Consider the following 26,777-nt stretch of genomic DNA (forward strand, 5'->3'; position numbering starts at 1 on the left):
TCCCGCTCCCTATTGATGCAAGGCTTCAGGCGCGCCCTGTTTTGGGGCGCGCTTTACCCGCCAAGCCCCCTTGCACCGCCTTTTAAAACACCCGTTCGGGACTCTGGTTCAGAAATTGCTACTTTCATAAGGTCTGATGCGTTGCAGTAACAGTACTAATGCGCCCCAAGCGCTCATATTGGTTTTCAGGGATTTAATAATGAAAAAAGCACTGCTGACCCTTTCTGCACTGGCTCTCTGCATGGCCGCCGGTTCCGCGCTGGCCAAGGAATACAAGGAACTGCGCTTCGGCGTCGACCCATCCTATGCACCTTTTGAATCCAAGGCCGCCGACGGCAGCCTGGTCGGCTTCGACATCGACCTGGGCAATGCCATCTGCGCCGAGCTGAAGGTCAAGTGCAAATGGGTCGAAAGCGATTTCGACGGCATGATCCCGGGCCTCAAGGCCAACAAATTCGATGGCGTGATCTCGTCCATGACCGTCACTCCAGCCCGCGAGAAAGTGATCGATTTCTCCAGCGAACTGTTCTCCGGCCCGACCTCCTTCGTGTTCAAGAAGGGCTCCGGCCTGAGCGAAGACACCGCCTCGCTCAAGGGCAAGACCGTCGGCTACGAGCAAGGCACCATCCAGGAAGCCTACGCCAAGGCCGTGCTGGACAAGGCCGGGGTGAAAACCCAGGCCTACGCCAACCAGGACCAGGTCTATGCCGACCTGATCTCCGGACGTCTGGATGCGTCGATCCAGGACATGCTGCAAGCCGAGCTGGGCTTCCTGAAGTCACCACAGGGCGCCGATTATGAAGTGAGCAAGCCGGTGGAAAGCCCGCTGCTGCCGGCCAAGACAGCTGTCGGTATCTCGAAAGGTAACAAAGAGCTCAAGGCGCTTCTGGATAAAGGTATCAAAGCGTTACACGATGATGGCACCTACGCCACCATTCAGAAAAAACACTTTGGCGACCTGAATCTCTACAGCGGTAAGTAAGCACCTGGCGCCCATCCTCGATGGGCGCCTTTTTTATCGCCACAGGTCTCTGATTTATGTTCGAAGAACTTCTGCAAACCCTTGGGCTTTCCGCCTTCAGCCTCAAGGGATTCGGTCCGTTGCTGCTGGAAGGCACCTGGATGACCATCAAGCTTTCGGTCCTGTCGCTGCTACTCAGTGTCCTGCTCGGCCTGATCGGCGCCAGCGCCAAACTCTCCCGGCTGAGCCTGGTGCGGCTGCCGGCCCAGCTCTACACCACGCTGATCCGCGGCGTACCGGACCTGGTGCTGATGCTGCTGATCTTCTACAGCCTGCAAACCTGGCTGACCTCCTTCACCAACTTCATGGAATGGGAATACATCGAGATCGACCCGTTCAGCGCCGGGATCATCACCCTGGGCTTCATTTACGGGGCGTATTTCACCGAAACCTTCCGCGGCGCGATCCTCGCCGTGCCGCGGGGCCAGGTCGAAGCCGCCACCGCCTACGGCCTCAAGCGCGGCCAGCGTTTTCGCTTCGTGATATTTCCGCAGATGATGCGGTTTGCCCTGCCCGGCATCGGTAACAACTGGATGGTGATGCTCAAGGCCACCGCGCTGGTGTCGATCATCGGCCTGGCCGACCTGGTCAAGGCGGCCCAGGACGCGGGCAAGAGCACTTACCAACTGTTCTACTTCCTGGTGCTGGCGGCCTTGATCTACCTGGTCATCACCAGCCTCTCCAACGTCGTCCTGCGCTGGCTCGAACGCCACTATGCCGCGGGCTCGCGGGAGGCCGTGCGATGATCGAGCTCCTGCAGGAATACTGGCGGCCCTTCCTCTATAGCGACGGCTACAGCATCACCGGCCTGGCGATGACGATGTGGCTGCTCAGCGCCTCGATCTTCATCGGTTTCATGGTGTCGATCCCGCTGTCCATCGCCCGGGTCTCGCCCAGGCTCTACATCCGCTGGCCGGTGCAGTTCTACACCTACCTGTTCCGCGGCACGCCGCTCTATATCCAGCTGCTGATCTGCTACACCGGCATCTACAGCATCGCCGCGGTGCGCGCCCAGCCCATGCTCGACGCGTTCTTTCGCAACGCCATGAACTGCACCATCCTCGCCTTCGCCCTGAACACTTGCGCCTACACCACGGAGATTTTCGCCGGGGCGATCCGCAGCATGGCCCACGGCGAGGTCGAGGCGGCCAAGGCCTACGGCCTCAGCGGCTGGAAGCTGTACGCCTACGTGATCATGCCCGCGGCCCTGCGCCGCTCGCTGCCTTACTACAGCAACGAAGTGATCCTGATGCTGCACTCCACCACCGTGGCCTTCACCGCGACCATCCCGGATGTGCTGAAAGTCGCCCGCGACGCCAACTCGGCGACCTTCATGACCTTCGAGTCGTTCGGCATCGCTGCACTGATCTACCTCACCGTGACCTTCGCGCTGGTCGGCCTGTTCCGTCTCGCCGAACGCCGCTGGCTGGCCTTCCTCGGGCCAACCCACTAGAACAAGGCAAACCCTCACCCATGCGCCACCAGACCCATGATCTGCTCGCCCCACTGCCGGGAACCGCGCGCCAGATCCACAGTTTCCACTTCGGCCCCGAGCGGGCCGAAGGCAAGATCTACATCCAATCGTCGCTGCACGCCGACGAACTGCCGGGCATGCTCGTGGCCTGGCACCTCAAGGCGCGCCTGGCGGAGCTGGAGGCCCAGGGCCGCCTGCACAGCGAAATCGTCCTGGTACCGGTGGCCAACCCGGTCGGCCTGGAACAGGTGCTGATGGACGTGCCGCTAGGCCGCTACGAACTGGAAAGCGGGCAGAACTTCAATCGCTGGTTCGTCGACGTGGCCGAAGAAGTCGGCAACGCTATCGAAGGCCAACTGAGCGACGACCCGCGGCACAACCGCGAACTCATCCGCGCCAGCCTGCGCAACGCCCTCGCACAGCAGACCGCCAGCACCCAGTTGCAATCCCTGCGCCTGACCTTGCAACGCCTGGCGTGCGACGCAGACATGGTGCTGGACCTGCACTGTGATTTCGAAGCCGTGGCCCACCTGTACACCACGCCCGAGGCCTGGCCGCAGGTCGAGCCCCTGGCCCGCTATATTGGCTCGGAAGCCTGCCTGCTGGCCACCGACTCCGGTGGCCAGTCGTTCGACGAATGCTTCACCCTGCTCTGGTGGCAATTGCAGCAGCGGTTCGGCGAACGGTTCGCCATTCCCCAGGGCAGCTTCTCGGTCACCGTCGAGCTGCGCGGCCAGGGTGACGTCAACCATGGCCTGGCCAGCCTGGATTGCCAGGCGGTGCTGGATTACCTGACCCATTTCGGTGCCATTGCCGGCGAGGCGCCAGCCCTGCCCGAACTGCCCTACCCGGCCACCCCGCTGGCCGGCGTCGAGCCGGTGGCCACACCCGTGGGCGGCCTGCTGGTGTTCACCGCCCTGCCGGGGGAATACCTGGAGGCCGGGCAGCAGATCGCCGAAGTCATCGACCCGATCAACGACCGGGTCACCGCCATTCGCTGTCGCAGCGCCGGCCTGCTCTACGCCCGCTCGCTGCGCCGCATGGCCACGGCCGGCATGGTGATCGCCCATGTCGCCGGCCACGAGGCCTACCGCAGCGGCTACCTACTTTCGCCTTGAGGATGCATGCCATGTACAAACTGACCATCGAAGGCCTGCATAAATGCTACGGCGACAACGAGGTGCTCAAAGGGGTTTCGCTCAAGGCGAAAACCGGCGACGTGATCAGCCTGATCGGCGCCAGCGGCTCGGGCAAAAGTACTTTCCTGCGTTGCATCAACTTCCTGGAAACCCCGGACGACGGCGCCATGAGCCTGGACGGCCAGCCGGTCCGCATGGTCAGCGACCGCCACGGCATGCACGTGGCCGACGCCCATGAACTGCAGCGCATCCGCACCCGCCTGGCCATGGTGTTCCAGCACTTCAACCTGTGGAGCCACATGACCGTGCTGGAGAACATCACCATGGCGCCACGCCGGGTGCTGGGCGTCAGCAAGCACGAGGCCGAGGAGCGCGCCCGGCGCTACCTGGACAAGGTCGGTCTGCCCCCCCGGGTGGCCGGCCAGTACCCGGCCTTTCTCTCCGGCGGCCAGCAGCAGCGGGTGGCGATTGCCCGGGCCCTGGCCATGGAACCGGAAGTGATGCTGTTCGACGAACCCACCTCGGCCCTCGACCCGGAGCTGGTGGGCGAAGTGCTCAAGGTGATCCAGGGCCTGGCCGAGGAAGGCCGGACCATGATCATGGTCACCCACGAGATGAGTTTTGCCCGCAAGGTGTCGAGCCAGGTGCTGTTCCTGCACAAAGGCCTGGTGGAAGAGGAAGGCGCGCCGGAAGAGGTGCTGGGCAATCCGAAGAGCGAGCGCCTGAAGCAGTTCCTCAGCGGCAACCTGAAATAGGCCCTGCCCGACGATAGACAAAGGCCAGCCCGCCGGGATCGCGATGGAACCCAAGCGGGCTGGCTTTTTTCAACGGGTGGCGTCACTCAGGCGACAGGACCGGGAGGCGGCTCGTCCGGCAGGGTCGGCTCGCCGGGTTCGCTCGGCTCGGCGGGTTGCGGGGAGTCTGGGTCGGGCTGACCGGGAATGCCGCCGGCCATGCCAGGGTGCGCCAGCAATGACCAGGCCAGGAGGCCGACCTGATTGGGCTCAAGTCTGGCAATTGCGGCACTTACAAGCGGATCGATCTTCATGGGGCACTCCTGAGCGATGCACAATCCGCTGTGCGCAAACCGGGGCAGTCCTCTGAATAGAGTATCTGCCCGCCAAGGAATTCCCGCTACTTGATCGGACGGCGAACTCAGGTACGCGGCAGGGTCACTCCACGCTGGCCCTGGTATTTGCCGCCACGGTCCTTATAGGAGACTTCGCACTCTTCGTCGGACTCCAGGAACAGCATCTGCGCCACGCCTTCATTGGCGTAGATCTTCGCCGGCAAGGTGGTGGTGTTGGAGAACTCCAGGGTCACGTGGCCTTCCCACTCAGGCTCGAGAGGGGTGACGTTGACGATGATGCCGCAACGGGCATAGGTGCTCTTGCCCAGGCAGATGGTCAGCACGTTGCGCGGAATGCGGAAGTACTCGACGGTACGGGCCAGGGCAAAGGAGTTGGGCGGAATGATGCACACGTCGCTCTTGACGTCGACGAAGCTGCCGGCGTCGAAGTTTTTCGGATCGACGGTGGCCGAATTGATGTTGGTGAACACCTTGAACTCATCGGCGCAGCGCACATCGTAGCCGTAGCTCGAAACGCCGAAGGAAATCAGGCGGTCCGCGCCTTCGCCGCGCATCTGGCGCTCCACGAAAGGCTCGATCATGCCGTGCTCTTGCGCCATGCGGCGAATCCACTTGTCCGATTTGATGCTCATGGCGGGTGTCCTGAAATAGCGAGGTGGAAAAAACTGTCCGGCATCTTACCGGGGTGTGCCTGCGGGTTCAAAGTCTGGACCGCTTTTCTCGCTGCAGGCCGCAATACTGGCGGGCTGGAGAGCATCCGCCACACCGCCAGTCACTAAAAGCGCGAATCCTTCGCAAAGAACATTGGCAGGTTCTGGAAAAAGGGTTAAGGTGGCGCCACTGTGCTGCTTGTGTCACTGAGAATCTCTACACGATGTTGAATTTCGATCCAACCATCTCCAGAATTTTTCCTGCTCTTTGCACTCAGTCTCGGCCAGGGCTTTTCCCGAGTCGCAGTTAACTTTGTCCAAGGAGATACACCATGTCCAATCGCCAAACCGGTACCGTTAAGTGGTTCAACGATGAGAAAGGCTTCGGCTTCATCACTCCACAATCCGGTGACGACCTGTTCGTACACTTCAAAGCCATCCAGGCTGACGGTTTCAAAACCCTGAAAGAAGGCCAGCAGGTTTCTTTCATCGCTACCCGCGGTCAGAAAGGCATGCAAGCTGAAGAAGTTCAAGTTATCTAACTTGTACTGAACAGTAAAAAGCCCCGCCCTCGAAGCGGGGCTTTTTTGTGCCCGGGTGTTTTTGCCTAACGGCGCCCTGGCTATATGATTCGCCCCCTGGACCATTACACGGAAACAGCAGGATGCCGTTCAAACACTGGAAGTTGTTGAGCGCAGCGGTGCTTACATTCACCCTCCCTCTCACACTCAACGCCACACCCCGCCCCGACCATCCGACGATCATCGTCAGCATGGATAGAGGCTCCAGCTACATTGCCATGGACTCGCAACAACAACCCCAACTGCGGCTCGCGGTGCTGCTGGAGCTCTCCAACGCCCATCGTTGTGGGAGCAACGAGGTCTATCTCACGCCGGAATCCGCGGGCATCCCCGAAAAATCATTCTCCAGAGCCCTGGGAGAAATCCAGCAACTGATCGATCAGCAGATCCCGCTGCTGCTGACCCTTTCGGAGTGCGACGGAAAGCGCGCCTTTTTCGAAAAAGTCCGGCCCTGTACCCCTCAGGAATGCAGTGATCTGACGGCATCCCTGGTCGACGGCAAGCTCTACCTCGACGAGCGGTATGCACCAACGGGCCGAGGCCAGGCCTCGTACTACCTGACGATGCCGATGAGCTACGACAAGCGGCAAAAAGCCTGGCACGCGAAAGTCTTCTACGTCGAATCGGGCACCCTGCGCCGGGACTATTTCGTCAACGCCGAGGACTTCGTTTCAGGCAAGGCCGTTCACGCCTCGAAAACCTACTATCCGGACGGTCAGGTCGGCCAGAGCATTGACTATGACGTCGACGGCAAGCGTCAGGGAGAGGTTCTGACCTACTCCGAGAGCGGTGTCGTGGTTGAACGCTCGAACTATCTGGACGATCTCCTCGAGGGCTGGCAGACCACCTACCACGACAATGGGAAAGTCGCCGAATCCTATAACTGGCACCAGGACAAACGCGTCGACGGCGAATACCTGGAGTACGACGAGAACGGCAAGCTGGTCGGCCGTATCAACTACCGGGCAAATCTGCTGGACGGTCCAATTACCAGCTACTACCCGGACGGTCGACTGAAAAACAGCGGACAGTTCGTTGCCGGTAATAAAGTCGGGCCCAGCCCGTCCTACTACCCTGATGGCACTCTGGAAGGCACCGTCGATTACGTCGACAACCAGCCCGTGGGCTGGCAGGTCGAGTACCACCCCAATGGCAAGGTAAAACAGAAGCAATTCAACGACGAACACGGCACCCAGCGCAGTTATGCCCTGTGGAACGAACAGGGCGTGCAGACCCTCCAGTGGCAATGGGATGAGCAGCACCGCGAGCAGGGCGATTTCAAGGAGTGGTACGACAATGGCCGACTCAAGGACCACAAGATCTACAAGGACGCAAAACTGCAAGGCTCTGCGGTTACCTGGTACGAAAACGGTCAGATGAAGTCATCCACGGATTACCTCGATGGCCAGGAACACGGCTGGATGCGCTTCTGGAACGAAGACGGCAGCCCACAAAGCGAATGCCAGTACCAGGCAGGCGCCCGTCAAGGCGCCTGCAGCTGAGCCGGACGTAACGCAGCTCTGCTGATACCGCTCCCCCCCCAAGACAGTCCCGCCGGTGCAAACCACGGGACTGGCTCATTCAGGATTCGCAACGTCACCAAGTCACGCCAAAACCCGCGGTATAGCGAGTCTTGTCGAGGTCGCTGTCCCTGGTGCCGCTGATGATGTCCCGTTCGGCCTTGAGATTGAGCGACGCCCAGTCCGTGACCTTGTAGCGCAGACCGACTTCGGCATCCAGGGCGTAATTGGCCACATCGGACAGCGGCTTGCCCACCTCGCCATTGGTAAACAACTCGACCCGTTTGCCGATCAGGTAGCGGTTGTAGTCCCACTTCACGGCCAGGGAATAGAAGTTGTCCGTCCCGCCGTCCCGGTATTCGTAGTCGGAGCGGTTGAACAGCGATCCCAGGGAAAACGCGCCCAGTTCGTCATCCCAGAACTGGTAGCCCGGGCCGGTACCCATCACCCGCTGGCGCGACAGCTCCTCGATCTTGTCACGCTTGTAGTTCAACCGGCCCTGCCAGAACCATTGGTCGGTCAAGAAGCGATCCAGGGCGTACTCGGTGCGCCAGTTGTCGGTGGTGACGGCATCGTTCTGGAACTTGCGGTTGTACTCGCCCTCCGCCGTATGTCGCCATTTGCCATGCCGGGCCGAGGTCTTGAAGTCGATGTCATAGTCGTCGGTGTCCTTGTCCGCCCGCTGATAATCCAGCGCCATGTCGACATTACCCTTCCACACCAGGTCCTCGACCACCGGCCTGGGCTTCATGATCTGCTGGATGCTCGCCAGCTCCACGGTCCTCGGCGCCTCGCCATTGGCCAGGGTGACCTTGCCGTCCTCCGCCGCGTGCAGGGATTTGGCCTTTTCGCCGCTGTAGGCGTCCTGCTTGACCAGCAACTCCTGGTCGCTTTCCAGGGTCTTGACCTGTTTCCAGTCGATCGGGATGGCCCCGGCATAGTCCGTCTGGATCAGTAACTTGCCACCATCGAAGACTTTGATCTTGCCACTCAGACGGTCACCGTTCTTCAACCACACGGTGTCGGCGAGCAAAGGGCTGGAAGCACTGAAAACAACAAGGCACAGCAAGATTCTGGACAACATAAACAGATACAGGACTCGAGTTTGCGAAAAAAACCGGCATTATCCTCTCAGATAAGGCGTCAGGTAGGACTGACTCGACTATCTATAGTGAGTTCAACTTTTCACCGGTTAATACGCCCTTTGTCCTACAGACGCTTTACAGGCCCGCAGCAGGAAATCCGAACGTGATCGAACCGCCCGACAGCACCCAGAGTCCCGCCGAAATCCGACGCACGGCGCTCTACCTGACCCTCGCCCAAGTCCCGGAAGGCAAGGTGGTCAGTTATGGGCAACTGGCGGAAATGGCCGGCCTGGGTCGCGCCGCACGCTGGGTCGGACGCACCCTCAGCCAGTTGCCCCCTGACACCACCCTGCCCTGGCACCGCGTGCTGGGCGCGGGCGGGCGCATCAGCCTGCCCGCGGGCAGTGCTTCGGGCGACGAGCAGCGTGCGCGATTGCGCATGGAAGGTGTATCGATCCTGAACAATCGGGTGGATATTCGGCGCCATGGCTGGCGTCCGGTAGAGCACAGCGGTTAGAGTGCGCGCTTTGTTTCCGTAATTCTTGAGGCAGACTCCAGCCCATGCCCCGTAAAACCTGGCGCGCCGCGCTCGCCGCCTATGCCAGCCCCTCGACGCTCGTGCTGTTGCTGCTTGGTTTCGCCGCCGGCCTGCCTTACATGCTGGTGTTTTCGACACTCTCAGTCTGGTTGCGCGAAGCCGGCGTGGCTCGCGAGACCATCGGCTACGCCAGCCTGATCGGCCTGGCCTACGCCTTCAAATGGGTCTGGTCGCCCTTGCTCGACCAATGGCGCCTGCCGCTGCTGGGCAAACTCGGGCGCCGCCGCTCCTGGCTGGTCCTGTCGCAATCGCTGGTGATTCTCGGGCTGATCGGCATGGGTTTCTGCGACCCGCAAAAACACCTGTCCTGGCTGATCGCCATTGCCGTTATCGTCGCCTTCGCCTCGGCCACCCAGGACATCGCGGTGGACGCCTACCGCCTGGAAATCGCCGAAGACAACCGCCAGGCGGCCCTGGCCGCCAGCTATATGTCCGGCTATCGCGTCGCCGCCCTGTTGGCCACCGCCGGCGCCCTGTTCTTCGCCGAAGGCTTCGGCTCCACCGGCTTCAGCTACAAGCATGCGGCCTGGACCGGCACCTACGTACTGTTCGGCGTACTGATGGTTCCGGCCCTGCTGACCACCCTGTTCATGCGCGAACCGCCGGTGCCGCTGCGCACCCAGCTGTCGGCCGGGCGCTACAGCTTCATGCACCAGTTGGTGTCGGTATTCGTCCTGATCGTGCTGCTGGTGTCCGTGCCGGCCATGTTCACCCAGCTGTACAACACCGATTTCGCCAGTGTGCTGTTCAACGGCGTCAGCCTGCTGGACCTGCTGCTGGAAGACCGCGCGTTCCTGCGCGCCATTCTCTACATCATCCTCACGTCGCTGTGTCTGTCGGCCATGGGCCGCCGCGGCCTGGCCCCGGTGCTGACGCCGGTCAACGACTTCATCCTGCGCTACCGCTGGCAAGCCTTGCTGTTGCTGGGCCTGATCGCCACCTATCGGATGTCGGACACGGTGATGGGGGTGATGGCCAACGTGTTCTATATCGACCAGGGCTTCACCAAGGACCAGATCGCCAGCGTCAGCAAGATTTTCGGCCTGATCATGACCCTGGTCGGTGCCGGCATGGGCGGCCTGCTGATCGTGCGCTTCGGCATCCTGCCGATCCTGTTCATCGGCGGCGCCGCCTCCGCCGCGACCAACCTGCTGTTCCTGATGCTCGCCGACATGGGCCCCAACCTGCAGATGCTGGTGGTGACCATCTCCCTGGACAACTTCAGCTCGGGCATGGCCACGTCGGCCTTCGTCGCCTACCTGTCGAGCCTGACCAACCTCAAGTTCTCGGCGACCCAGTACGCCCTGCTCAGCTCGATCATGCTGCTGTTGCCGCGCCTGATCGGCGGTTATTCGGGGGTCATGGTGGAGAAGTTCGGCTATCACGACTTCTTCATGATCACCGCCCTGCTCGGCGTGCCGACCCTGATCCTGATCGCCCTGCACTGGTTCCAGGAAAGCCGCCGCGCCGAGCCGCCAGCCCCCGAAGCCACGCCCGAAGCCGCGCCGCCGGCCGCCGTCATCGGCGAAGAGCCGTAGGAATCCCCTGGGCGCGCCGGCACTCGTCCGGCGCCCCGGCCTCCCCCCGGCCGCAATCCTGTACGCCAGCGGATCTCGCCCGTACAATGCTCCGTCACTTCCAGTCTTCAGCAACCGACAACGGCCTACCATGCGTACCAGTCAATTTTTGCTCGCCACACAGAAAGAAACGCCTTCCGATGCGGTCGTGATCAGCCATCAGTTGATGCTGCGCGCCGGCATGATCCGCAAACTGGCCTCGGGCCTGTACACCTGGCTCCCGATGGGCCTGCGGGTCATGCGCAAGGTCGAAGCCATCGTTCGTGAAGAAATGAACGCCGCCGGCTCGCTTGAAGTGTTGATGCCGAGCACCCAGCCGGCTGAACTGTGGCAGGAATCCGGTCGCTGGGAGGAGTACGGCCCTGAACTGCTGCGCTTCAAGGATCGTCACGGCCGCGATTTCTGTGCCGGCCCGACCCACGAAGAAGTGATCACCGATCTGGCCCGCAACGAGCTGAGCAGCTATAAGCAGCTGCCGATCAACCTGTACCAGATCCAGACCAAATTCCGCGATGAAATCCGCCCACGCTTCGGCCTGATGCGCGGTCGCGAGTTCATCATGAAGGACGCCTACTCCTTCCACGCCGACCAGGCGTCGCTGCAGGTCACCTACGACCGCATGCACCAGGCGTACTGCAACGTGTTCACCCGCCTGGGCCTGAAATTCCGTCCGGTGGAAGCAGACAACGGCTCCATCGGCGGCGCCGGCTCCCATGAGTTCCACGTGCTGGCCGAGTCCGGCGAAGACGACATCGTCTTCAGCAACGGTTCCGACTACGCCGCGAACATCGAGAAAGCCGAGGCCGTGCCACGGGAAACCTCGCGCCCTGCGCCAAGCGAAGCCCTGCGGCTGGTCGACACCCCTGACGCAAAAACCATCGCGCAGCTGGTGGAAGGCTACAACCTGCCGATCGAAAAGACCGTCAAGACCCTGGTGGTGCACGCCGAAGAAGCCGGCAAGCTGATCGCCCTGATCATCCGTGGCGACCACGAGCTGAACGAAATCAAGGCCGCCAACCAGCCAGGCGTCGCCAGCCCGCTGGTCATGGCCTCGGAAACCGAACTGCGGGACGCCATCGGCGCCGGCGCTGGCTCCCTGGGCCCGCTGAACCTGCCGCTGCCGATCATCATCGACCGCTCGGTGGCCCTGATGAGCGACTTCGGTATCGGCGCGAACGTCGACGACAAGCACTACTTCGGCTTCAACTGGGAACGCGACATGGCGATCCCGACCGTGGCCGACCTGCGTAACGTTGTCAGCGGCGACCCGAGCCCGGACGGCAAGGGCACCCTGGAAATCAAGCGCGGCATCGAAGTCGGGCACATCTTCCAGCTGGGCAACAAGTACAGCAAGGCGATGAAGTGCGAAGTGCTGGGCGAGAACGGCAAGCCGGTCACCCTGGAAATGGGTTGCTACGGCATCGGCGTGTCCCGCGTGGTAGCAGCCGCCATCGAGCAGAACAACGACGCGAACGGCATCATCTGGAGCGACACCCTGGCGCCGTTCCAGATCGCCCTGGTGCCGCTGCGCTATGAAACCGAGCAGGTTCGCGAAGCCACCGACAAGCTGTACGCGGAACTCACCGCCGCCGGCTTCGAAGTGCTGCTGGACGATCGCGACAAGAAGACCAGCCCGGGCATCAAGTTCGCGGACATGGAGCTGATCGGCATTCCACACCGGATCGTGGTCAGCGACCGCGGCCTTGCCGAAGGCAACCTGGAATACAAGAGCCGTACCGAAGCCGAGGCGCAAGCGCTGCCAGTGGCTGACGTCGTGTCCTTCCTCCAAGCCCGTATCCGTCGCTGAAACCAGATAGAGAAGTCATGTTCAAGCGAAACACCTTAGGCCTCGGTGGCGCCGCCTTGTGCGGCGCCCTGCTGGTCAGCGGCTGCGCCAACCAGATGTCGCAACGCAGCGAACACGAGGAGCGTGTCGAGCGTAAATTGCTCGACCACAGCCTGCAGATCGATGTCGGTGAGCCTAAGGTGCTTGAGCTGCCGCAACGCCGGGTACGCATCCACGAGCAGAAGACCTTCGAAGTCACCGAATTCGAAGTCACCCGCCGCTACGATCGCTACACCCCCTATCAACCCTGGCGGGAGCTCTATGAGATTCCCTTGGGCGCGGTAGCGGTGGTCGCCGGGGTCGGCGCCAATGTGGTCAACGTGTTCGCCCTGGGCAACCTGCCGGACAGCGTCACCAAGGACTGGATCAACTACGGCGTGGCCGGGCTCAACCCGTTCATGAACGTGCAGTCCCATGGCCGGGCGCAACAGAACCTGGCGGGGATCGATGAAGTCCAGCGCGACAAGCGCGTGGAGTATTCGAGCCTGCCCTGGAGCGAGCGTCCGGTACAAGTCAAGGCCGGCAAGGAAACCTTCGAGCTGAGCACCGACCGCAACGGCATCCTGCGCCTGAACCTGTTGGACAGCCCGTTTTCCGAGCAGGACCTGAAACATGTCGGCAAGCTGCAGATCAGCGTCGCGGATGCTCAGGACGACGTGCATTCCGACTCGTCGCTGGAAATCAGCAACACCCTGCGCAGCAAGTTGCTCGAGGCACACAACCTGATCTACGACGACCTCGAAGACGACGAAGTGAGCCAGTGGGTGCACCGGGTCAAGCGTCTCTCCGAGCTGGGCCTGGAAGAAGAAGCCAGCGAACTGGAGCAGAGCCTGATCGAGCTGACCCGCAACGATCCGGAGTTGCAAAGCGAGTTTCTCAAGTCGCTGACCAAGAACGCCGGCCGCCTGGTCGCCGATCCGGGCGCCAATTGATTTAGCAGCCATGGCAAGCCAGCTCGCCCCTGCACAGAACCTGTAGGGGCGAGCTGGCTCGCCATGCTGTTCTCAGGAACGGCCGAACAACTCCAGCTGTTCATGCCCGCCCCGCAGATCCTGCAGACGCACGCCAATCCCCAATAGCCTTACCGGCCTGTCCCCGCGCTTGAACGCCTGGGTCAAGAGCTGCCGGTAACTGTCCAGATCCCGCCCGGCTCCCGCCTGCTCGAGGGTGGTCTGGGTGAAATCGTGAAACTTCACTTTGACGAAGGGCTTGCCCGGACGGTAACTGCTGTCGATCCGCTCGATCCGGCCGGCCAGGGTCTGCATCAGCTCCGGGAGCTTGTCCAGGCAGCTCTGCAGATCGGGCAGGTCGACGTCGTAGGTGTTTTCCACGCTGATGGATTGGCGACGACTGTCGTTCTGCACCGGCCGCTCATCGATACCCCGGGCCAGGTTCCACAAACGCTCGCCAAAACTGCCGAACTCGCGCACCAGCGCCAGCTTGCTCCATTCCCGCAGTGCCTCGCAGTTGACGATGCCCAGACGCCCCAACTTGTCGGCCGTGACCTTGCCCACGCCATGCAGCTTGTTGACCGGCAAGGCCGACACGAAATCCTCGACCTGGTCCGGGGTGATCACGAACAGGCCGTTGGGCTTTTTCCAGTCGCTGGCGATCTTGGCCAGGAACTTGTTCGGCGCCACCCCGGCCGACACCGTGATGTGCAGCTGATTGGACACCCGCCGGCGAATGTCCTGGGCGATGCGCGTGGCGCTACCGGCGAAACTGGGGCTGTCGGAAACGTCCAGGTAGGCTTCGTCCAGGGACAAGGGCTCGATCAGGTCGGTGTAGTCGCGAAAGATCGTATGAATCTCTTTCGACGCCTCGCGGTAGGCCTCCATGCGCGGCTTGACGATCAGCAGGTCGGGGCACAGCGTCAGCGCATGCCGCGAGGACATGGCCGAGCGTACCCCAAAGGCGCGGGCCTCATAGTTACAGGTGGCGATCACTCCGCGGCGCTCCGCCGAACCGCCCACCGCCATGGGCCTGCCGGCCAATTGCGGGTCGTCGCGCATTTCGATGGCGGCATAGAAGCAATCGCAGTCGATGTGAATGATTTTGCGCTGCGTCATATAAAGACAGGGTTCATGGAGGCAAGAGGTCGAACATGAAACATGGCGACAGTATCTCACCGGGAACTGTATATAGCACCAGTAGTTTGATTTCTCCTGTCGGCCGCCAGAAAAATCGCACCTTGAATTTACTTCCTCAATCGGCCAAAGCCCTTCAATAGAGCTGAAAGCCTTGTGTGGCATGCTCTCAAGGCCGATTCGCCTGCTGCTTTCGCAAGCTAAGCGCTTGAACAGGAACAGTTTTTCTCACCCCAGGGGTTGACAAGCCGCCGATTCTCTGTAGAATGCCGCCACATCAGACGCGGGATGGAGCAGCCTGGTAGCTCGTCGGGCTCATAACCCGAAGGTCGTCGGTTCAAATCCGGCTCCCGCAACCAAACATCGAAAAAGGCCACTTGAAAAAAGTGGCCTTTTTTGTGCGCGCCTGTTTTACCCCCAGCCTCCGAACCGAGGCCGCCTGAAAAACAAAACCCCTTGTACCACCGAGACTTAACCCGCTTTGCAGGTTATGCAGCATTTATTTGACTCATCTGAGCATTAACAGTTGACACCCGAGCATTCGCCTGTAGAATGCCGCCCCACAGACGCGGGATGGAGCAGCCTGGTAGCTCGTCGGGCTCATAACCCGAAGGTCGTCGGTTCAAATCCGGCTCCCGCAACCAAACATCAAGAAAGGCTACTCGAAAGAGTGGCCTTTTTTGTATCTGTCGAAAAAATCTTTTCGCAACAATGACCTGGCAATCTGCCACGAACCGTCAGCCGTCTCCCCATTCTCTCCAACCCGCTATGCTCATCCCCAGGCTGCTACATGAAACCCTCTGCGCCCGGGCTCGCAGGGCCATGGCGAGACGCGTTAATATTTGAAACTTTTTTTTCTGCAGGGATTGGTAACTTGGCTGGATACCCCCATCCTGTCGCGCACAATCCACGAGGTGATTGATGCGCGCCAACTCGTCTGACTCACAAGACACCGATACCGTTACAGCGAACCCACCGGTCGCGGCCACCCGCCTGCACTGGCTGGAGCTGTTGAGCAAATACCGCCAGCCCATCGGCATGGTCGTCACCCTGCTGCTGTTCGGTATCGCCCTGATTGCCTGTCGTCACCTGCTCAGCGAGCTGGATCTGTACGCCCTGCATGACTCGATTCTCGACGTACCGAAACCAGCCCTGCTCGGCGCCCTGGCCGCAACGGTCGCCGGCTTCGTCATCCTGCTCGGCTACGAATGGTCCGCCAGTCGTTATGCCGGGGTGAACCTGCCGCCGCGCACCCTGGCCCTGGGGGGCTTCACCGCTTTTGCCATCGGCAACGCCATCGGCCTGTCGCTGCTCTCCGGCGGCTCGGTGCGCTACCGACTCTACGCCCGGCATGGCGTGGGAGCCGGCGATGTCGCCCACATGACGCTGTTCGCCAGCCTGTCCCTGGGTTGCGCCCTGCCCCCTCTCGCAGCCCTGGCAACCCTGAGCAACCTGCCCGCGGCCGCCACCGCCCTAGGTCTGTCCGAAGGCCTGCTGGCGAGCATCGCCGGTGCCGTCCTGCTGCTCTGCGCGGTACTGGTCACCGGCATCTACCGCCGTCGCCTGCCCGAGCAGCCACTGCCGGACAACCTGCTGGTCAAGGCCGGCCGCCGCACCCTGCGCCTGCCGGGCCGCAGCCTGACCCTCCTGCAACTGGTCATCACCGCCCTGGACGTCGCCGCAGCCGCCACCGTGCTGTATCTGCTGCTGCCTGAAGCACCGCCCTTCGGCGCCTTCCTGCTGGTCTACCTGCTGGCCCTGGCAGCCGGTGTACTCAGCCACGTACCCGGCGGCGTCGGGGTGTTCGAAGCCATTCTGCTGGCGGCCTTCGCCGACAAACTCGGCGCCGCCCCACTGGCCGCCGCGTTGCTGCTGTACCGGCTGATCTACGTGATCCTGCCGATGCTGGTGGCCTGCGTACTGCTGCTGATCAACGAGGCTCAGCGCCTGTTCCAGACCCGTCAGTCGCTGCGGGTGGCCTCAGGCCTGGCGGCGCCGATCCTCGCCGTACTGGTGTTCCTGTCCGGCGTGGTGTTGCTGTTTTCCGGTGCGACCCCGGAAATCGACACCCGCCTGCAGCACATCGGCTTCCTGATTCCCCATCGCCTGGTGGATGCCTCGCACTTCGGCGCCAGCCTGATCGGCGTCCTGTGCCTGCTGCTGGCCCAAGGCCTGCGCCGGCGCCTGTCCGCGGCCTGGATCCTGACCACCATCCTGCTGCTGGTCGGCGCCGTGCTCTCGCTGCTCAAGGGTTTCGACTGGGAAGAAGCCAGCCTGATGACCCTGACCGCCAGCCTGCTGGCGATCTTCCGGCGCTCCTTCTACCGGCCGAGCCGCCTTACCGAACTGCCGTTCTCGCCGCTGTACCTGGTGGCCAGCGTATGCGTGCTGGGCGCGTCGATCTGGCTGCTGCTGTTCGCCTACCAGGACGTGCCCTACAGCCATCAACTGTGGTGGCAGTTCACCCTCGACGCCGACGCCCCGCGGGGCCTGCGCTCACTGCTGGGGGCCGCGGTGCTGCTGGTGGTGGTGTCCCTGACCTGGCTGCTGCGCACCGCGCGCCCGGTGATTCACCTGCCCAACAGCGAGGAACTGGACCGCGCGGCGAAGATCCTCATGGCCTCTTCCCAGCCCGACGGCGGCCTGTCCCTGACCGGCGACAAGGCCCTGCTGTTCCACCCCAACGACGACGCCTTCCTGATGTACGCCCGGCGCGGCCGCAGCCTGGTGGCGCTGTACGACCCGGTCGGACCGACCCAGCAACGGGCCGAGATGATCTGGCAGTTCCGCGACCTGTGCGACGTGCACCATGCCCGCCCGGTGTTCTACCAGGTGCGTGCGGAAAACCTGCCGTACTACATGGACATCGGCCTGACCGCGATCAAGCTCGGCGAAGAAGCCCGGGTCGACCTGAACCGCTTTGATCTCGAGGCCAAGGGCAAGGAGATGAAAGACCTGCGCTACACCTGGAACCGTGGTACCCGGGACGGCCTGAGCCTGGACATCCACGAGGCCGGGCATGCGCCGATGGACGAGCTGAAAGTCATTTCCGACGCCTGGTTGACCGGCAAGAATGTCCGCGAAAAAGGCTTCTCCCTCGGCCGTTTCAGCGAGGACTACCTCAAGCACTTCCGTATCGCGATCATCCGTTTTGAAGGGCGTCCGGTGGCCTTCGCCAACCTGCTCGAGACCTATAGCCATGACCTGGCCAGCCTTGACCTGATGCGCGCCCACCCGGATGCTCCGAAGCTGACCATGGAATTCATGATGGTCGGCCTGATCCAGCATTATAAAAATCATGGATATGCACGCTTCAGCCTGGGCATGGTGCCGTTGTCGGGTCTACAACCCCGGCGTGGCGCGCCATTGACTCAGCGCCTTGGATCGATGGTTTTCCGTCGGGGTGAGCAGCTGTACAACTTCCAAGGGTTGCGCCGTTTCAAAGACAAATTCCAGCCTGACTGGGAACCTCGTTACATGGCCGTGCCCGCCGGACTGGATCCGCTAGTGGCGCTGGCCGATACCGCCGCCCTGATTGCGGGCGGCCTGACTGGATTGGTGAAACGCTGATGATTCAACGCTCCTGGCGGTATGTATTAGCCACCCTGGCGGTGGTTGCCCTGATAGCGGGAGGCGGCTACTGGTACTGGAATCGTCCGGCGCCCCAGCCGATCCTGGAACACCTGGCCCAGGCCGATGGTTCGAGCCTGACCCGCGTCACCCCCGCCACCCAGGCCAAGGCCCGGGTGGCCGTGGCCGTCCTCGCCGACGAAGCCCTGACCGATACCCAACTCATGGCCCTGAGCCGTGGCGGCGCGGCGCAGATCATTCAGGTGATCCTGCCCAAGGACGACTGCAAGGCCCAGGAACAAGCCCTGCAGAACGCCCTGGGCCAACTCAAGGGCCCGGCGACCCTGGTCAGCGGCATCGGCCCTGGCGCGGCCCTGGCCTGGCGCTGGATCGCCACCCAGAACGACGACAAGGCCCAGGCGGTGTCGGTGGGCTTCACCATCAACCCGGCGCCGGGCTGCACCGACCCGCTGCCCAAGACCCTGGCCCACGGCCACTGGCTGGTGGCCTGGAACGACAACCCGGATGACGAAAGCGCCGGCTTCGTGCGCGACACCCCGAATGCCAGCACCAGCATCAGCGACTACGACATTCACCTGCCGCAAGTGCTGAACAACGAGCTGCGCAAGCTGCTGGTGGGTTCGGACAACGGCGGCCTGAACATCCCGGTGGTCGAAGTACCGGCCGGCCAGGCCAAGGACACCGTGACCCTGTTCCTCTCCGGCGACGGCGGCTGGCGCGACCTGGACCGCGACGTGGCCGGCGAGATGGCCAAGATCGGCTACCCGGTGGTGGGCATCGACACCCTGCGCTACTACTGGCAGCACAAGACCCCGGAACAGAGCGCCACTGACCTGACCGAACTGATGCAGCACTACCGGCAGAAATGGGGCACCAAACGCTTCGTGCTCACCGGTTACTCGTTCGGCGCCGACGTCTTGCCCGCCATCTACAACCGCCTGCCGGAAGCCGAGCAGCAGCGGATCGACGCCATTATCCTGCTGGCCTTCGCCCGCACCGGCAGCTTCGAGATCGAAGTCGAAGGCTGGCTGGGCAACGCCGGCAAGGAAGCCGCCACCGGCCCGGAAATGGCCAAGTTGCCAGCGGCCAAGGTGGTGTGCATCTACGGCGAGGAAGAAGTCGACGAAAGCGGCTGCACCGACAAGACCGCCGTGGGCGAAGCCATGAAGCTGCCGGGCGGCCACCACTTCGACGAGAACTACCCGGCCCTGGCCCAGCGCCTGGTGAACGTCATCGAGAAACGCCAGGGCAAGGACAAGGTCGCCGAAGAGTGATCTGAATGGCCCAGACAAAAGCCCCCGCTGCCCACCGGCACCGGGGGCTTTTTCATATCCCCTTGTAGGAGCGAGCTTGCTCGCGATAGCAGCCTGCCTGCCCCCCCGTGCTGCCCTGGCGTTTATCGCGAGCAAGCTCGCTCCTACAGGGACTACAAAAAAGCCCCCGTCACCAGGTCGGTGACGGGGGCTTCTGTTATCGCGGCGGCTTACATCTCGATCTGTGTACCCAACTCGATCACCCGGTTCACCGGCAGCTTGAAGAAGCGCAGGTTGCCGTTGGCGTTCTTCAGCATGAAGGCGAACAGCGTCTCGCGCCAACGGGCCATGCCGACCATCTTGGAAGAGATGACCGTCTCGCGGCTGAGGAAGTAGGTAGTGCGCATCGGGCTGAAGTCCAGCTCGTCCAGATGGCACAGCTTCAGCGCCTCAGGCACGTCCGGCTCGTCGGTGAAACCGAAGTGCAGGATCACCCGGAAGAAGCCTTCGCCATAGGAGTCCACCTCGAAGCGGCGTTGGGTCGGTACCCGTGGGATGTCTTCATAGACCACGGTCAGCAGCACCACTTGCTCGTGCAACACCTGGTTATGCAGCAGGTTGTGCAACAGCGCGTGGGGTACGGCGTCGGAGCGCGCAGTGAGGAACACCGCGGTGCCCTGCACCCGATGCGGTGGCTGCACACGGATGCTGTTGATAAAGATCGGCAGCGGCAACGCGCCCTCGCCGAGGCGTTCCATCAACAGTTCCTTGCCTCGTTTCCAGGTGGTCATCAGGACGAACAGCACAATCCCCGCCAATACCGGGAAAGCACCGCCCTGGAAGATTTTCGGTACGTTGGCGGCGAAGAACAGCCCGTCCACCAGCAGGAACCCCACCAGGATCGGCACCGTCAGTACCGGCGACCATTTCCACAGCAACAGCATCACCGCCGACACCAGGATACTGGTGATCAGCATGGTCCCGGTCACTGCCACGCCATAGGCCGAAGCCAGCGCGCCCGAGGACTCGAAGCCCAGTACCAGCAGGATCACACCGACCATCAGCGCCCAGTTCACGGCGCCAATATAGATCTGCCCCTGCTCCGCGCTGGAGGTGTGCTGAATGTACATGCGCGGGATATAGCCCAGCTGGATCGCCTGGCGGGTCAGGGAGAACGCGCCGGAAATCACGGCCTGGGAAGCAATCACGGTAGCCAGGGTCGCCAGTACCACCAGCGGAATCAACGCCCAGCTCGGTGCCAGCAGATAGAACGGGTTACGCGCCGCCTCAGGGTTTTCCAGGAGCAAGGCGCCCTGGCCGAAGTAGTTGAGCACCAGCGCCGGCAGCACCAGGGCGAACCAGGCCCGGGCGATCGGCTTGCGACCGAAGTGGCCCATATCGGCGTACAGCGCCTCGGCCCCCGTCAGCGCCAGCACCACAGCGCCCAGAATGGCCACGCCCATGCCCGGATGAACCATGAAGAAACGCACGCCCCAGACCGGATTCAGTGCCTGCAGCACTTCCGGATGCTGGCTGATGCCATTGATCCCCAGCACGCCCAGGGCTACGAACCACAGGACCATCACCGGCCCGAACAGTTTGCCGATGCGGTCGGTGCCATGCTTCTGGATCAGAAACAGCGCCACCAGCACGATCAGCGCCAACGGCACGACCCAGTGCTCGAGCCCGTCGAAAGCAATCTCCAGCCCTTCTACCGCCGACAGTACGGAAATCGCCGGCGTGATCATGCTGTCGCCATAGAACAAGGCCGCACCGATCAGCCCCAGAATGACCAGGATCGTCCGCAGCTTCGGATAGGGTGTCGAAGCCCGCCGGGCCAGGGCGGTCAAGGCCATGATGCCGCCCTCGCCCTGGTTGTCGGCCCGCAGGATAAACAACACGTACTTGATCGAAACCACCCAGACCAGCGACCAGAAGATCAGCGCAAGAATGCCGAATACACCGTCGTGGTTGACCGGAACCCCGTAGTGCCCCGCGAATACCTCCTTCAAGGTATAAAGCGGGCTGGTACCGATGTCGCCATAAACCACCCCGACCGCCGCCACCAGCATACCCAGGGGCTTGGCCCCGGAATGCCCGCTGCTCACTGCCTGACTACTTGCCTGACCCATCAACCACTCCTACTACCCAGATCGGGGCTTCTTATAAAAGGCATGACATTCACGACACGCGAGCTTGCAAGACTCTCGTGAATGCCGTGCAGCATGCGCCTTTTTACTTACAGTTACAGACGTTCTGTTGACTATAAGAACCCGCCTCGGCGCAACGGCGCGAAGCATAGCGCAGCACTCGTCGTATTTCCCTGTATAAAGCTGGTCAAGTGCGCTGCTCATCGCTAGAATTGCGCACTTTTTGATCAGAGGCGCGCCAAGCGCCCGTCCGTCGCCGCAGGTTTAGCCAAACCGCCGAGCGACCCGACATCTATACCGAGGTTAGACATGTCCACCCCTACCGCGCCAGCCACTCCCAAGGTCGGCTTCGTTTCCCTGGGTTGCCCGAAAGCGCTGGTCGACTCCGAGCGCATCCTCACGCAACTGCGTATGGAAGGTTATGACGTGGTGTCCACCTACCAGGACGCCGATGTGGTGGTGGTCAACACCTGCGGTTTCATCGACTCGGCCAAGGCCGAATCCCTGGAAGTGATCGGCGAAGCCATCAAGGAAAACGGCAAGGTCATCGTCACCGGCTGCATGGGCGTGGAAGAAGGCAACATCCGCGAAGTGCACCCCAGCGTTCTGGCCGTGACCGGCCCGCAGCAGTACGAGCAAGTGGTCAACGCGGTGCACGAAGTGGTGCCGCCGAAGCAGGACCATAACCCGCTGATCGACCTGGTGCCGCCACAAGGCATCAAGCTGACCCCGCGCCACTACGCGTACCTGAAGATTTCCGAAGGCTGCAACCACAGCTGCAGCTTCTGCATCATCCCGTCGATGCGCGGCAAGCTGGTCAGCCGTCCGGTGGGCGACGTGCTGGACGAGGCCCAGCGCCTGGTCAAGTCCGGGGTCAAGGAGCTGCTGGTGATTTCCCAGGACACCAGCGCCTACGGCGTCGACGTCAAATACCGCACCGGTTTCTGGAACGGCGCGCCGGTCAAGACCCGCATGACCGAGCTGTGCGAGGCCCTGAGCACCCTGGGGGTGTGGGTCCGCCTGCACTACGTCTACCCGTATCCGCACGTCGACGAGCTGATCCCGCTGATGGCCGCCGGCAAGATCCTGCCGTACCTGGACATCCCGTTCCAGCACGCCAGCCCGAAAGTGCTCAAGGCCATGAAACGCCCGGCCTTCGAAGACAAGACCCTGGCCCGGATCAAGAACTGGCGCGAAATCTGCCCCGAGCTGATCATCCGTTCGACCTTCATCGTCGGCTTCCCCGGCGAAACCGAAGAAGACTTCCAGTACCTGCTGGACTGGCTGACCGAAGCCCAGCTCGACCGCGTCGGCTGCTTCCAGTACTCGCCGGTGGAAGGCGCTCCGGCCAACGACCTGGATCTGGAAGTGGTCCCGGACGAGGTCAAGCAGGACCGTTGGGAGCGCTTCATGGCGCACCAGCAGGCAATCAGCTCGGCCCGTCTGCAACAGCGCATCGGCAAGGAAATCGAAGTACTGATCGACGAAGTCGACGAACAGGGTGCCGTGGGCCGCTGCTTCTTCGATGCCCCGGAAATCGACGGTAACGTGTTCATCGACGGCGCCGGCGACCTGAAGCCGGGCGACAAGGTCCGCTGCCGGGTGACCGACGCCGACGAATACGACCTGTGGGCACAGGTCCTGTAAGGCGTAAAAAACCGCAAAAGCCCCGCTCTCTTCGCGAGATGCGGGGCTTTTTTACGTCTATCGTTTGCTCAGGGTCTTCCAGGATCACAGCACAGGAGCAGGCGGCATGCGCCATCACTCGGTCATCCATACCCCGAAACTCAGCGACTACCCGGAACTGACCCGGGTCTGGGAAGACTCGGTGCGCGCCACCCACGACTTCCTGCCGGACAGCTACATCGAATTGCTGAAAAACCTGGTGCTGAACCGCTACCTGGATGCGGTGATGCTGATCTGCACCCGCGACCAGCGCCAACGCATCACCGGCTTCGCCGGGGTCGCCGCCGGCAAGATCGAGATGCTGTTCATCGACCCCGCCCATCGCGGCCAGGGCTTGGGCAAACAACTGCTCAGGTATGCCATCGAACACCTGAACGCCGACGAACTGGACGTCAACGAACAGAACCCGCAAGCCCTGGGCTTCTACTTCAAGCAAGGCTTCGAGGTCATCGGTCGTTCCGAGCACGACGGCATGGGCCAGCCCTACCCACTGCTGCACATGCGCTTGAAGCAGCCGCAACAACAGGTGCTGCGCGGCTAATAGCCACAGCCGGCAAATGGACCCGCGATTAACCGGCGCCAGGCAGGTACAATACTTGCCCCCTTTTGCTACGGCCCTTGTCATGACCGACCCGATTCGTCTCTCCAAACGCCTCATCGAACTCGTCGGCTGTTCCCGCCGGGAGGCTGAGCTGTTCATCGAGGGCGGCTGGGTCACCGTGGACGGCGAGGTCATCGACGAGCCGCAATTCAAGGTCGACACCCAGAAAGTCGAGCTCGACCCGCAGGCCAAGGCCACCGCGCCGGAGCCGGTGACCCTGTTGCTGAACGTGCCGGCCGGCCAGGATGTCGACAGCGCCATGCGCTCGCTGGGCGCTGCCAGCCTGTCCGAGGAACACCGTTTCGGCAAACGCCCGCTCAAGGGCCACTTCCTGCGCCTGACCGCCAGCGCCGACCTGCAAGCCAACGCCAGCGGCCTGCTGGTGTTCACCCAGGACTGGAAGGTGCTGCGCAAGCTGACCGCCGACGCCGCCAGGATCGAGCAGGAATACCTGGTCGAGGTGGCCGGCGAGATGATCGAGCACGGCCTCAATCGCCTGAGCCACGGCCTGACTTACAAGGGTCGCGAGCTGCCGCCGGTCAAGGCCAGCTGGCAGAACGAAAACCGCCTGCGCTTCGCCCTGAAGAACCCGCAACCGGGCGTGATCGCCCTGTTCTGCGAAGCCGTGGGCCTGAAGGTCGTCGCCATTCGCCGCATCCGTATCGGCGGCGTGTCCATCGGCAAGGTGCCGCTAGGGCAATGGCGCTACCTGTCCGCCAAGGAAAAATTCTAGGCATCCCCCATTCAGGCGCTGCGCCGGACTGCAGCGCTCAACATGAACAAACCAGGACTTCAGACATGATTCATAACGATGTACTGCGCAGCGTGCGCTACATGCTCGACATCAGCGACAAGAAGGTCGTCGAGATCATCCAGCTCACCGGCTTCGAAACCAGCCTGAACGATGTGGTCGGCTACCTGAAAAAGGACGAGGAAGAAGGTTTCGTGCACTGCCCGGACGAGGTCATGGCGCACTTCCTCGACGGCCTGGTGATCTTCAAACGCGGCAAGGACGAAAGCCGTCCACCGCTGCCGATCGAACTGCCGGTGACCAACAACATCATCCTGAAGAAGCTGCGGGTGGCCTTCGAGCTCAAGGAAGACGACATGCACGCCATCCTCAAGGCCGCCGACTTCCCGGTGTCCAAGCCCGAGCTGAGCGCGCTGTTTCGCAAGTTCGGCCACACCAACTACCGCCCGTGCGGCGACCAGCTGCTGCGCAACTTCCTCAAGGGCCTGACCCTGCGCATTCGCGGCTGACAGGTTTTATCCCGAGCAAGCTCGCTCCTGCAGACAGCGTGCCGCTGTAGGAACAAGCTTGCTCGCGCAGCGGCATCAGCCCCGACAACGCGCTCGGGTTATCATGGCGCCCTTCCCCTGCCTCGACTCCAGACCATGACCTACAGCGTTTCCCCCATCGGCTTCGTGCGCTCCTGCTTCAAGGAAAAGTTCGCCATCCCACGCCAGCCGCAACTGGCCCCGGCGGCCCGCGGCGTGCTGGAGCTGGTGGCGCCCTTCGACCAGGGCGATGCGGTGCAGGGCCTGGAACAGGTCAGCCATGTCTGGCTGCTGTTCCTGTTTCACCAGGCGCTGGAAGACAAGCCGCGGCTCAAGGTCCGCCCGCCACGCCTGGGCGGCAACAAGTCCATGGGCGTGTTCGCCACCCGCGCCACCCACCGGCCCAATGGCATCGGCCAGTCGGTGGTCAAGCTGGACAAGGTCGAAGCCGATCGCCTGTGGATCTCCGGCATCGACTTGCTGGACGGCACGCCGATTCTCGATATCAAGCCCTACGTGCCTTACGCCGACATCATCGACGGCGCCAGCAACAGCATCGCCAGCCAGGCTCCTGAGCTGATTCCGGTGCGCTGGAGCGATTCCGCCCTGCAACAGGCCCACAGCCACGCCCAACGCCTGCAGGAGCCGCTGGTGGAACTGATCGAACAGTGCCTGGCCCAGGATCCGCGTCCGGCCTACCAGACGCCCACCCCGGAGCGGGAATACGGCGCGCAGTTCTGGGACCTGGACGTGCGCTGGCACTATCCGCGGCCCGGCCTGATCCAGGTCCTGGAAGTGGTGCCCGCGCGCTGAGCAGCCCCCCGGAAACGAAAAAGCCCGCGTTGCCTTCCCAGGCAACGCGGGCTTTTTTGTAGAGCGAGGGGCTTACTTCTCGACGAAGGCGCGCTCGATCAGGTAGTCGCCCGGCTCGCGCATCCGCGGCGAAACGGTCAGGCCGAAGCTGTTGAGCACTTCGCTGGTCTCTTCGAGCATGCTTGGGCTGCCGCACAGCATGGCGCGGTCGTCCTGCGGATTGATCGGCGGCAGGCCGATGTCGCTGAACAGTTTGCCGCTGCGCATCAGGTCGGTCAGGCGGCCTTCGTTCTCGAACGGCTCGCGGGTCACGGTCGGGTAGTAGATCAGTTTTTCCCGCAGCGCTTCGCCGAAGAACTCGTTCTGCGGCAGGTGCTCGGTGATGAACTCGCGGTAGGCGACTTCGTTGACGTAACGCACGCCATGGCACAGGATCACTTTTTCGAAACGCTCGTAGGTCTCGGGATCCTGGATGACGCTCATGAACGGCGCCAGGCCGGTACCGGTGCTGAGCAGGTACAGGTGCTTGCCAGGCTTCAGGTCGTCCAGTACCAGGGTACCGGTAGGCTTCTTGCTGATGATGATCTCATCGCCTTCCTTCAGGTGCTGCAGCTGGGAAGTCAGCGGACCATCGGGCACCTTGATGCTGAAGAATCGAGATGCTCTTTCTGGAGACGCCGGCGGTTTTCACCAGAAGATCCATGCCCGTGGCGGCGATGCCACTTTTGTAGATCAAC

23 protein-coding genes, 2 tRNA genes and 2 pseudogenes are annotated in these 26,777 nt (G+C 62.3%); 20 read left to right on the plus strand and 7 right to left on the minus strand.

Going from position 1 to position 26,777, the window contains the following annotated elements; translation table 11 throughout:
* Positions 1–199: 199 nt before the first annotated feature.
* Genes ACQKQA_RS13930 through ACQKQA_RS13950 form a run of 5 tightly spaced genes read left to right on the plus strand, consistent with a single transcriptional unit; the run spans position 200 to position 4,389 of the window.
* Positions 200–982: a transporter substrate-binding domain-containing protein gene (locus ACQKQA_RS13930; protein WP_427558193.1), complete on the plus strand. Its 783-nt coding sequence runs from the start codon at positions 200–202 to the stop codon at positions 980–982.
* 56 nt (positions 983–1,038) lie between these two features.
* Entirely contained in the window at positions 1,039–1,767 is a 729-nt protein-coding gene (locus tag ACQKQA_RS13935) for an ABC transporter permease (RefSeq protein WP_427558195.1), read from the plus strand.
* On the plus strand, positions 1,764–2,474 hold the full coding sequence (locus ACQKQA_RS13940) for an ABC transporter permease (RefSeq protein WP_427558197.1): 711 nt from the start codon (positions 1,764–1,766) through the stop codon (positions 2,472–2,474). The genes ACQKQA_RS13935 and ACQKQA_RS13940 overlap by 4 nt, the downstream gene beginning before the upstream one ends.
* Positions 2,475–2,494: 20 nt before the next feature.
* Positions 2,495–3,613, plus strand: coding sequence for a succinylglutamate desuccinylase/aspartoacylase family protein (locus ACQKQA_RS13945; protein WP_427558200.1), 1,119 nt, complete (start codon positions 2,495–2,497; stop codon positions 3,611–3,613).
* Between the two features lie 11 nt (positions 3,614–3,624).
* The gene (locus ACQKQA_RS13950; protein ID WP_427558204.1) at positions 3,625–4,389 is read left to right on the plus strand and encodes an ABC transporter ATP-binding protein; all 765 of its coding nucleotides are present in this window, start codon (positions 3,625–3,627) and stop codon (positions 4,387–4,389) included.
* 86 nt (positions 4,390–4,475) lie between these two features.
* Here ACQKQA_RS13950 and ACQKQA_RS13955 read toward each other — a convergent pair whose 3' ends face one another.
* Both ACQKQA_RS13955 and dcd read right to left on the minus strand, forming a co-directional pair.
* Positions 4,476–4,682, minus strand: coding sequence for a hypothetical protein (locus ACQKQA_RS13955; RefSeq protein WP_427558207.1), 207 nt, complete (start codon positions 4,680–4,682; stop codon positions 4,476–4,478).
* A gap of 107 nt (positions 4,683–4,789) precedes the next feature.
* Entirely contained in the window at positions 4,790–5,356 is a 567-nt protein-coding gene (dcd, locus tag ACQKQA_RS13960) for a dCTP deaminase (protein ID WP_427558209.1), read from the minus strand.
* A gap of 350 nt (positions 5,357–5,706) precedes the next feature.
* Between dcd and ACQKQA_RS13965 the strand changes: the two genes are divergently transcribed.
* The gene (locus ACQKQA_RS13965; protein ID WP_017902777.1) at positions 5,707–5,916 is read left to right on the plus strand and encodes a cold-shock protein; all 210 of its coding nucleotides are present in this window, start codon (positions 5,707–5,709) and stop codon (positions 5,914–5,916) included.
* A gap of 122 nt (positions 5,917–6,038) precedes the next feature.
* On the plus strand, positions 6,039–7,457 hold the full coding sequence (locus ACQKQA_RS13970; protein WP_427558212.1) for a toxin-antitoxin system YwqK family antitoxin: 1,419 nt from the start codon (positions 6,039–6,041) through the stop codon (positions 7,455–7,457).
* Between the two features lie 94 nt (positions 7,458–7,551).
* Here ACQKQA_RS13970 and ACQKQA_RS13975 read toward each other — a convergent pair whose 3' ends face one another.
* Entirely contained in the window at positions 7,552–8,559 is a 1,008-nt protein-coding gene (locus ACQKQA_RS13975; protein WP_427558215.1) for a DUF481 domain-containing protein, read from the minus strand.
* A 164-nt stretch (positions 8,560–8,723) separates the two neighbouring features.
* Here ACQKQA_RS13975 and ACQKQA_RS13980 point away from each other — a divergent pair, with 164 nt between their 5' ends.
* The 4 genes from ACQKQA_RS13980 to ACQKQA_RS13995 all read left to right on the plus strand — a co-directional run bounded on the left by ACQKQA_RS13980 (position 8,724) and on the right by ACQKQA_RS13995 (position 13,513).
* Positions 8,724–9,077, plus strand: coding sequence for an MGMT family protein (locus ACQKQA_RS13980; RefSeq protein WP_427558218.1), 354 nt, complete (start codon positions 8,724–8,726; stop codon positions 9,075–9,077).
* Between the two features lie 44 nt (positions 9,078–9,121).
* Positions 9,122–10,696 carry an AmpG family muropeptide MFS transporter gene (locus ACQKQA_RS13985; RefSeq protein ID WP_427558221.1) on the plus strand — a complete coding sequence of 525 codons (1,575 nt, stop codon included), beginning with the start codon at positions 9,122–9,124 and terminating at the stop codon, positions 10,694–10,696.
* A 130-nt stretch (positions 10,697–10,826) separates the two neighbouring features.
* On the plus strand, positions 10,827–12,542 hold the full coding sequence (locus ACQKQA_RS13990) for a proline--tRNA ligase (protein WP_427558224.1): 1,716 nt from the start codon (positions 10,827–10,829) through the stop codon (positions 12,540–12,542).
* A gap of 17 nt (positions 12,543–12,559) precedes the next feature.
* Positions 12,560–13,513, plus strand: coding sequence for a hypothetical protein (locus ACQKQA_RS13995; protein WP_427558227.1), 954 nt, complete (start codon positions 12,560–12,562; stop codon positions 13,511–13,513).
* A 72-nt stretch (positions 13,514–13,585) separates the two neighbouring features.
* Here ACQKQA_RS13995 and dinB read toward each other — a convergent pair whose 3' ends face one another.
* A complete protein-coding gene (gene dinB / locus ACQKQA_RS14000; RefSeq protein WP_427558230.1) occupies positions 13,586–14,650 on the minus strand; it encodes a DNA polymerase IV in 1,065 nt (354 codons plus the stop codon).
* A 300-nt stretch (positions 14,651–14,950) separates the two neighbouring features.
* Between dinB and ACQKQA_RS14005 the strand changes: the two genes are divergently transcribed.
* The 4 genes from ACQKQA_RS14005 to ACQKQA_RS14020 all read left to right on the plus strand — a co-directional run bounded on the left by ACQKQA_RS14005 (position 14,951) and on the right by ACQKQA_RS14020 (position 19,533).
* A tRNA-Met gene (locus ACQKQA_RS14005) sits at positions 14,951–15,027 on the plus strand.
* Positions 15,028–15,235: 208 nt separating this feature from the next.
* Positions 15,236–15,312: transfer RNA gene (locus ACQKQA_RS14010), tRNA-Met, on the plus strand.
* 277 nt (positions 15,313–15,589) lie between these two features.
* Positions 15,590–18,238: a bifunctional lysylphosphatidylglycerol flippase/synthetase MprF gene (gene mprF, locus ACQKQA_RS14015; protein ID WP_427558234.1), complete on the plus strand. Its 2,649-nt coding sequence runs from the start codon at positions 15,590–15,592 to the stop codon at positions 18,236–18,238.
* Positions 18,238–19,533, plus strand: a complete 1,296-nt coding sequence (locus ACQKQA_RS14020; RefSeq protein WP_427558237.1) for a virulence factor family protein — start codon at positions 18,238–18,240, stop codon at positions 19,531–19,533. Before mprF ends, ACQKQA_RS14020 begins: the two co-directional genes overlap by 1 nt.
* Before the next feature lie 209 nt (positions 19,534–19,742).
* Here ACQKQA_RS14020 and ACQKQA_RS14025 read toward each other — a convergent pair whose 3' ends face one another.
* Complete coding sequence (locus ACQKQA_RS14025; RefSeq protein WP_427558240.1) at positions 19,743–21,644, minus strand: potassium transporter Kup; 1,902 nt, start codon at positions 21,642–21,644, stop codon at positions 19,743–19,745.
* A 327-nt stretch (positions 21,645–21,971) separates the two neighbouring features.
* Between ACQKQA_RS14025 and rimO the strand changes: the two genes are divergently transcribed.
* From rimO to tsaA, 5 genes are all read left to right on the plus strand, one after another.
* On the plus strand, positions 21,972–23,309 hold the full coding sequence (gene rimO / locus ACQKQA_RS14030) for a 30S ribosomal protein S12 methylthiotransferase RimO (protein ID WP_427558243.1): 1,338 nt from the start codon (positions 21,972–21,974) through the stop codon (positions 23,307–23,309).
* A gap of 106 nt (positions 23,310–23,415) precedes the next feature.
* Positions 23,416–23,889 carry a GNAT family N-acetyltransferase gene (locus ACQKQA_RS14035; protein ID WP_427558246.1) on the plus strand — a complete coding sequence of 158 codons (474 nt, stop codon included), beginning with the start codon at positions 23,416–23,418 and terminating at the stop codon, positions 23,887–23,889.
* Positions 23,890–23,971: 82 nt separating this feature from the next.
* Positions 23,972–24,682, plus strand: a complete 711-nt coding sequence (locus ACQKQA_RS14040; protein WP_427558248.1) for an rRNA pseudouridine synthase — start codon at positions 23,972–23,974, stop codon at positions 24,680–24,682.
* 65 nt (positions 24,683–24,747) lie between these two features.
* Positions 24,748–25,209 (plus strand): DUF1456 family protein, encoded by a 462-nt coding sequence (locus ACQKQA_RS14045; protein ID WP_427558251.1) that lies wholly within the window; start codon positions 24,748–24,750, stop codon positions 25,207–25,209.
* A gap of 135 nt (positions 25,210–25,344) precedes the next feature.
* Positions 25,345–26,040, plus strand: a complete 696-nt coding sequence (gene tsaA, locus ACQKQA_RS14050; RefSeq protein ID WP_427558254.1) for a tRNA (N6-threonylcarbamoyladenosine(37)-N6)-methyltransferase TrmO — start codon at positions 25,345–25,347, stop codon at positions 26,038–26,040.
* 72 nt (positions 26,041–26,112) lie between these two features.
* Here tsaA and ACQKQA_RS14055 read toward each other — a convergent pair.
* Positions 26,113–26,718, minus strand: a pseudogene (locus ACQKQA_RS14055) (ferredoxin--NADP reductase); the annotation flags it as partial.
* Positions 26,669–26,776: pseudogene (locus tag ACQKQA_RS14060) on the minus strand (TetR family transcriptional regulator); the annotation flags it as partial. The pseudogenes ACQKQA_RS14060 and ACQKQA_RS14055, both read right to left, overlap by 50 nt.
* Between the last annotated feature and the right edge of the window lies 1 nt (position 26,777).

Origin of the sequence: Pseudomonas sp. NPDC089530 (assembly GCF_050280705.1) — a bacterium.
Taxonomy (GTDB): domain Bacteria; phylum Pseudomonadota; class Gammaproteobacteria; order Pseudomonadales; family Pseudomonadaceae; genus Aquipseudomonas.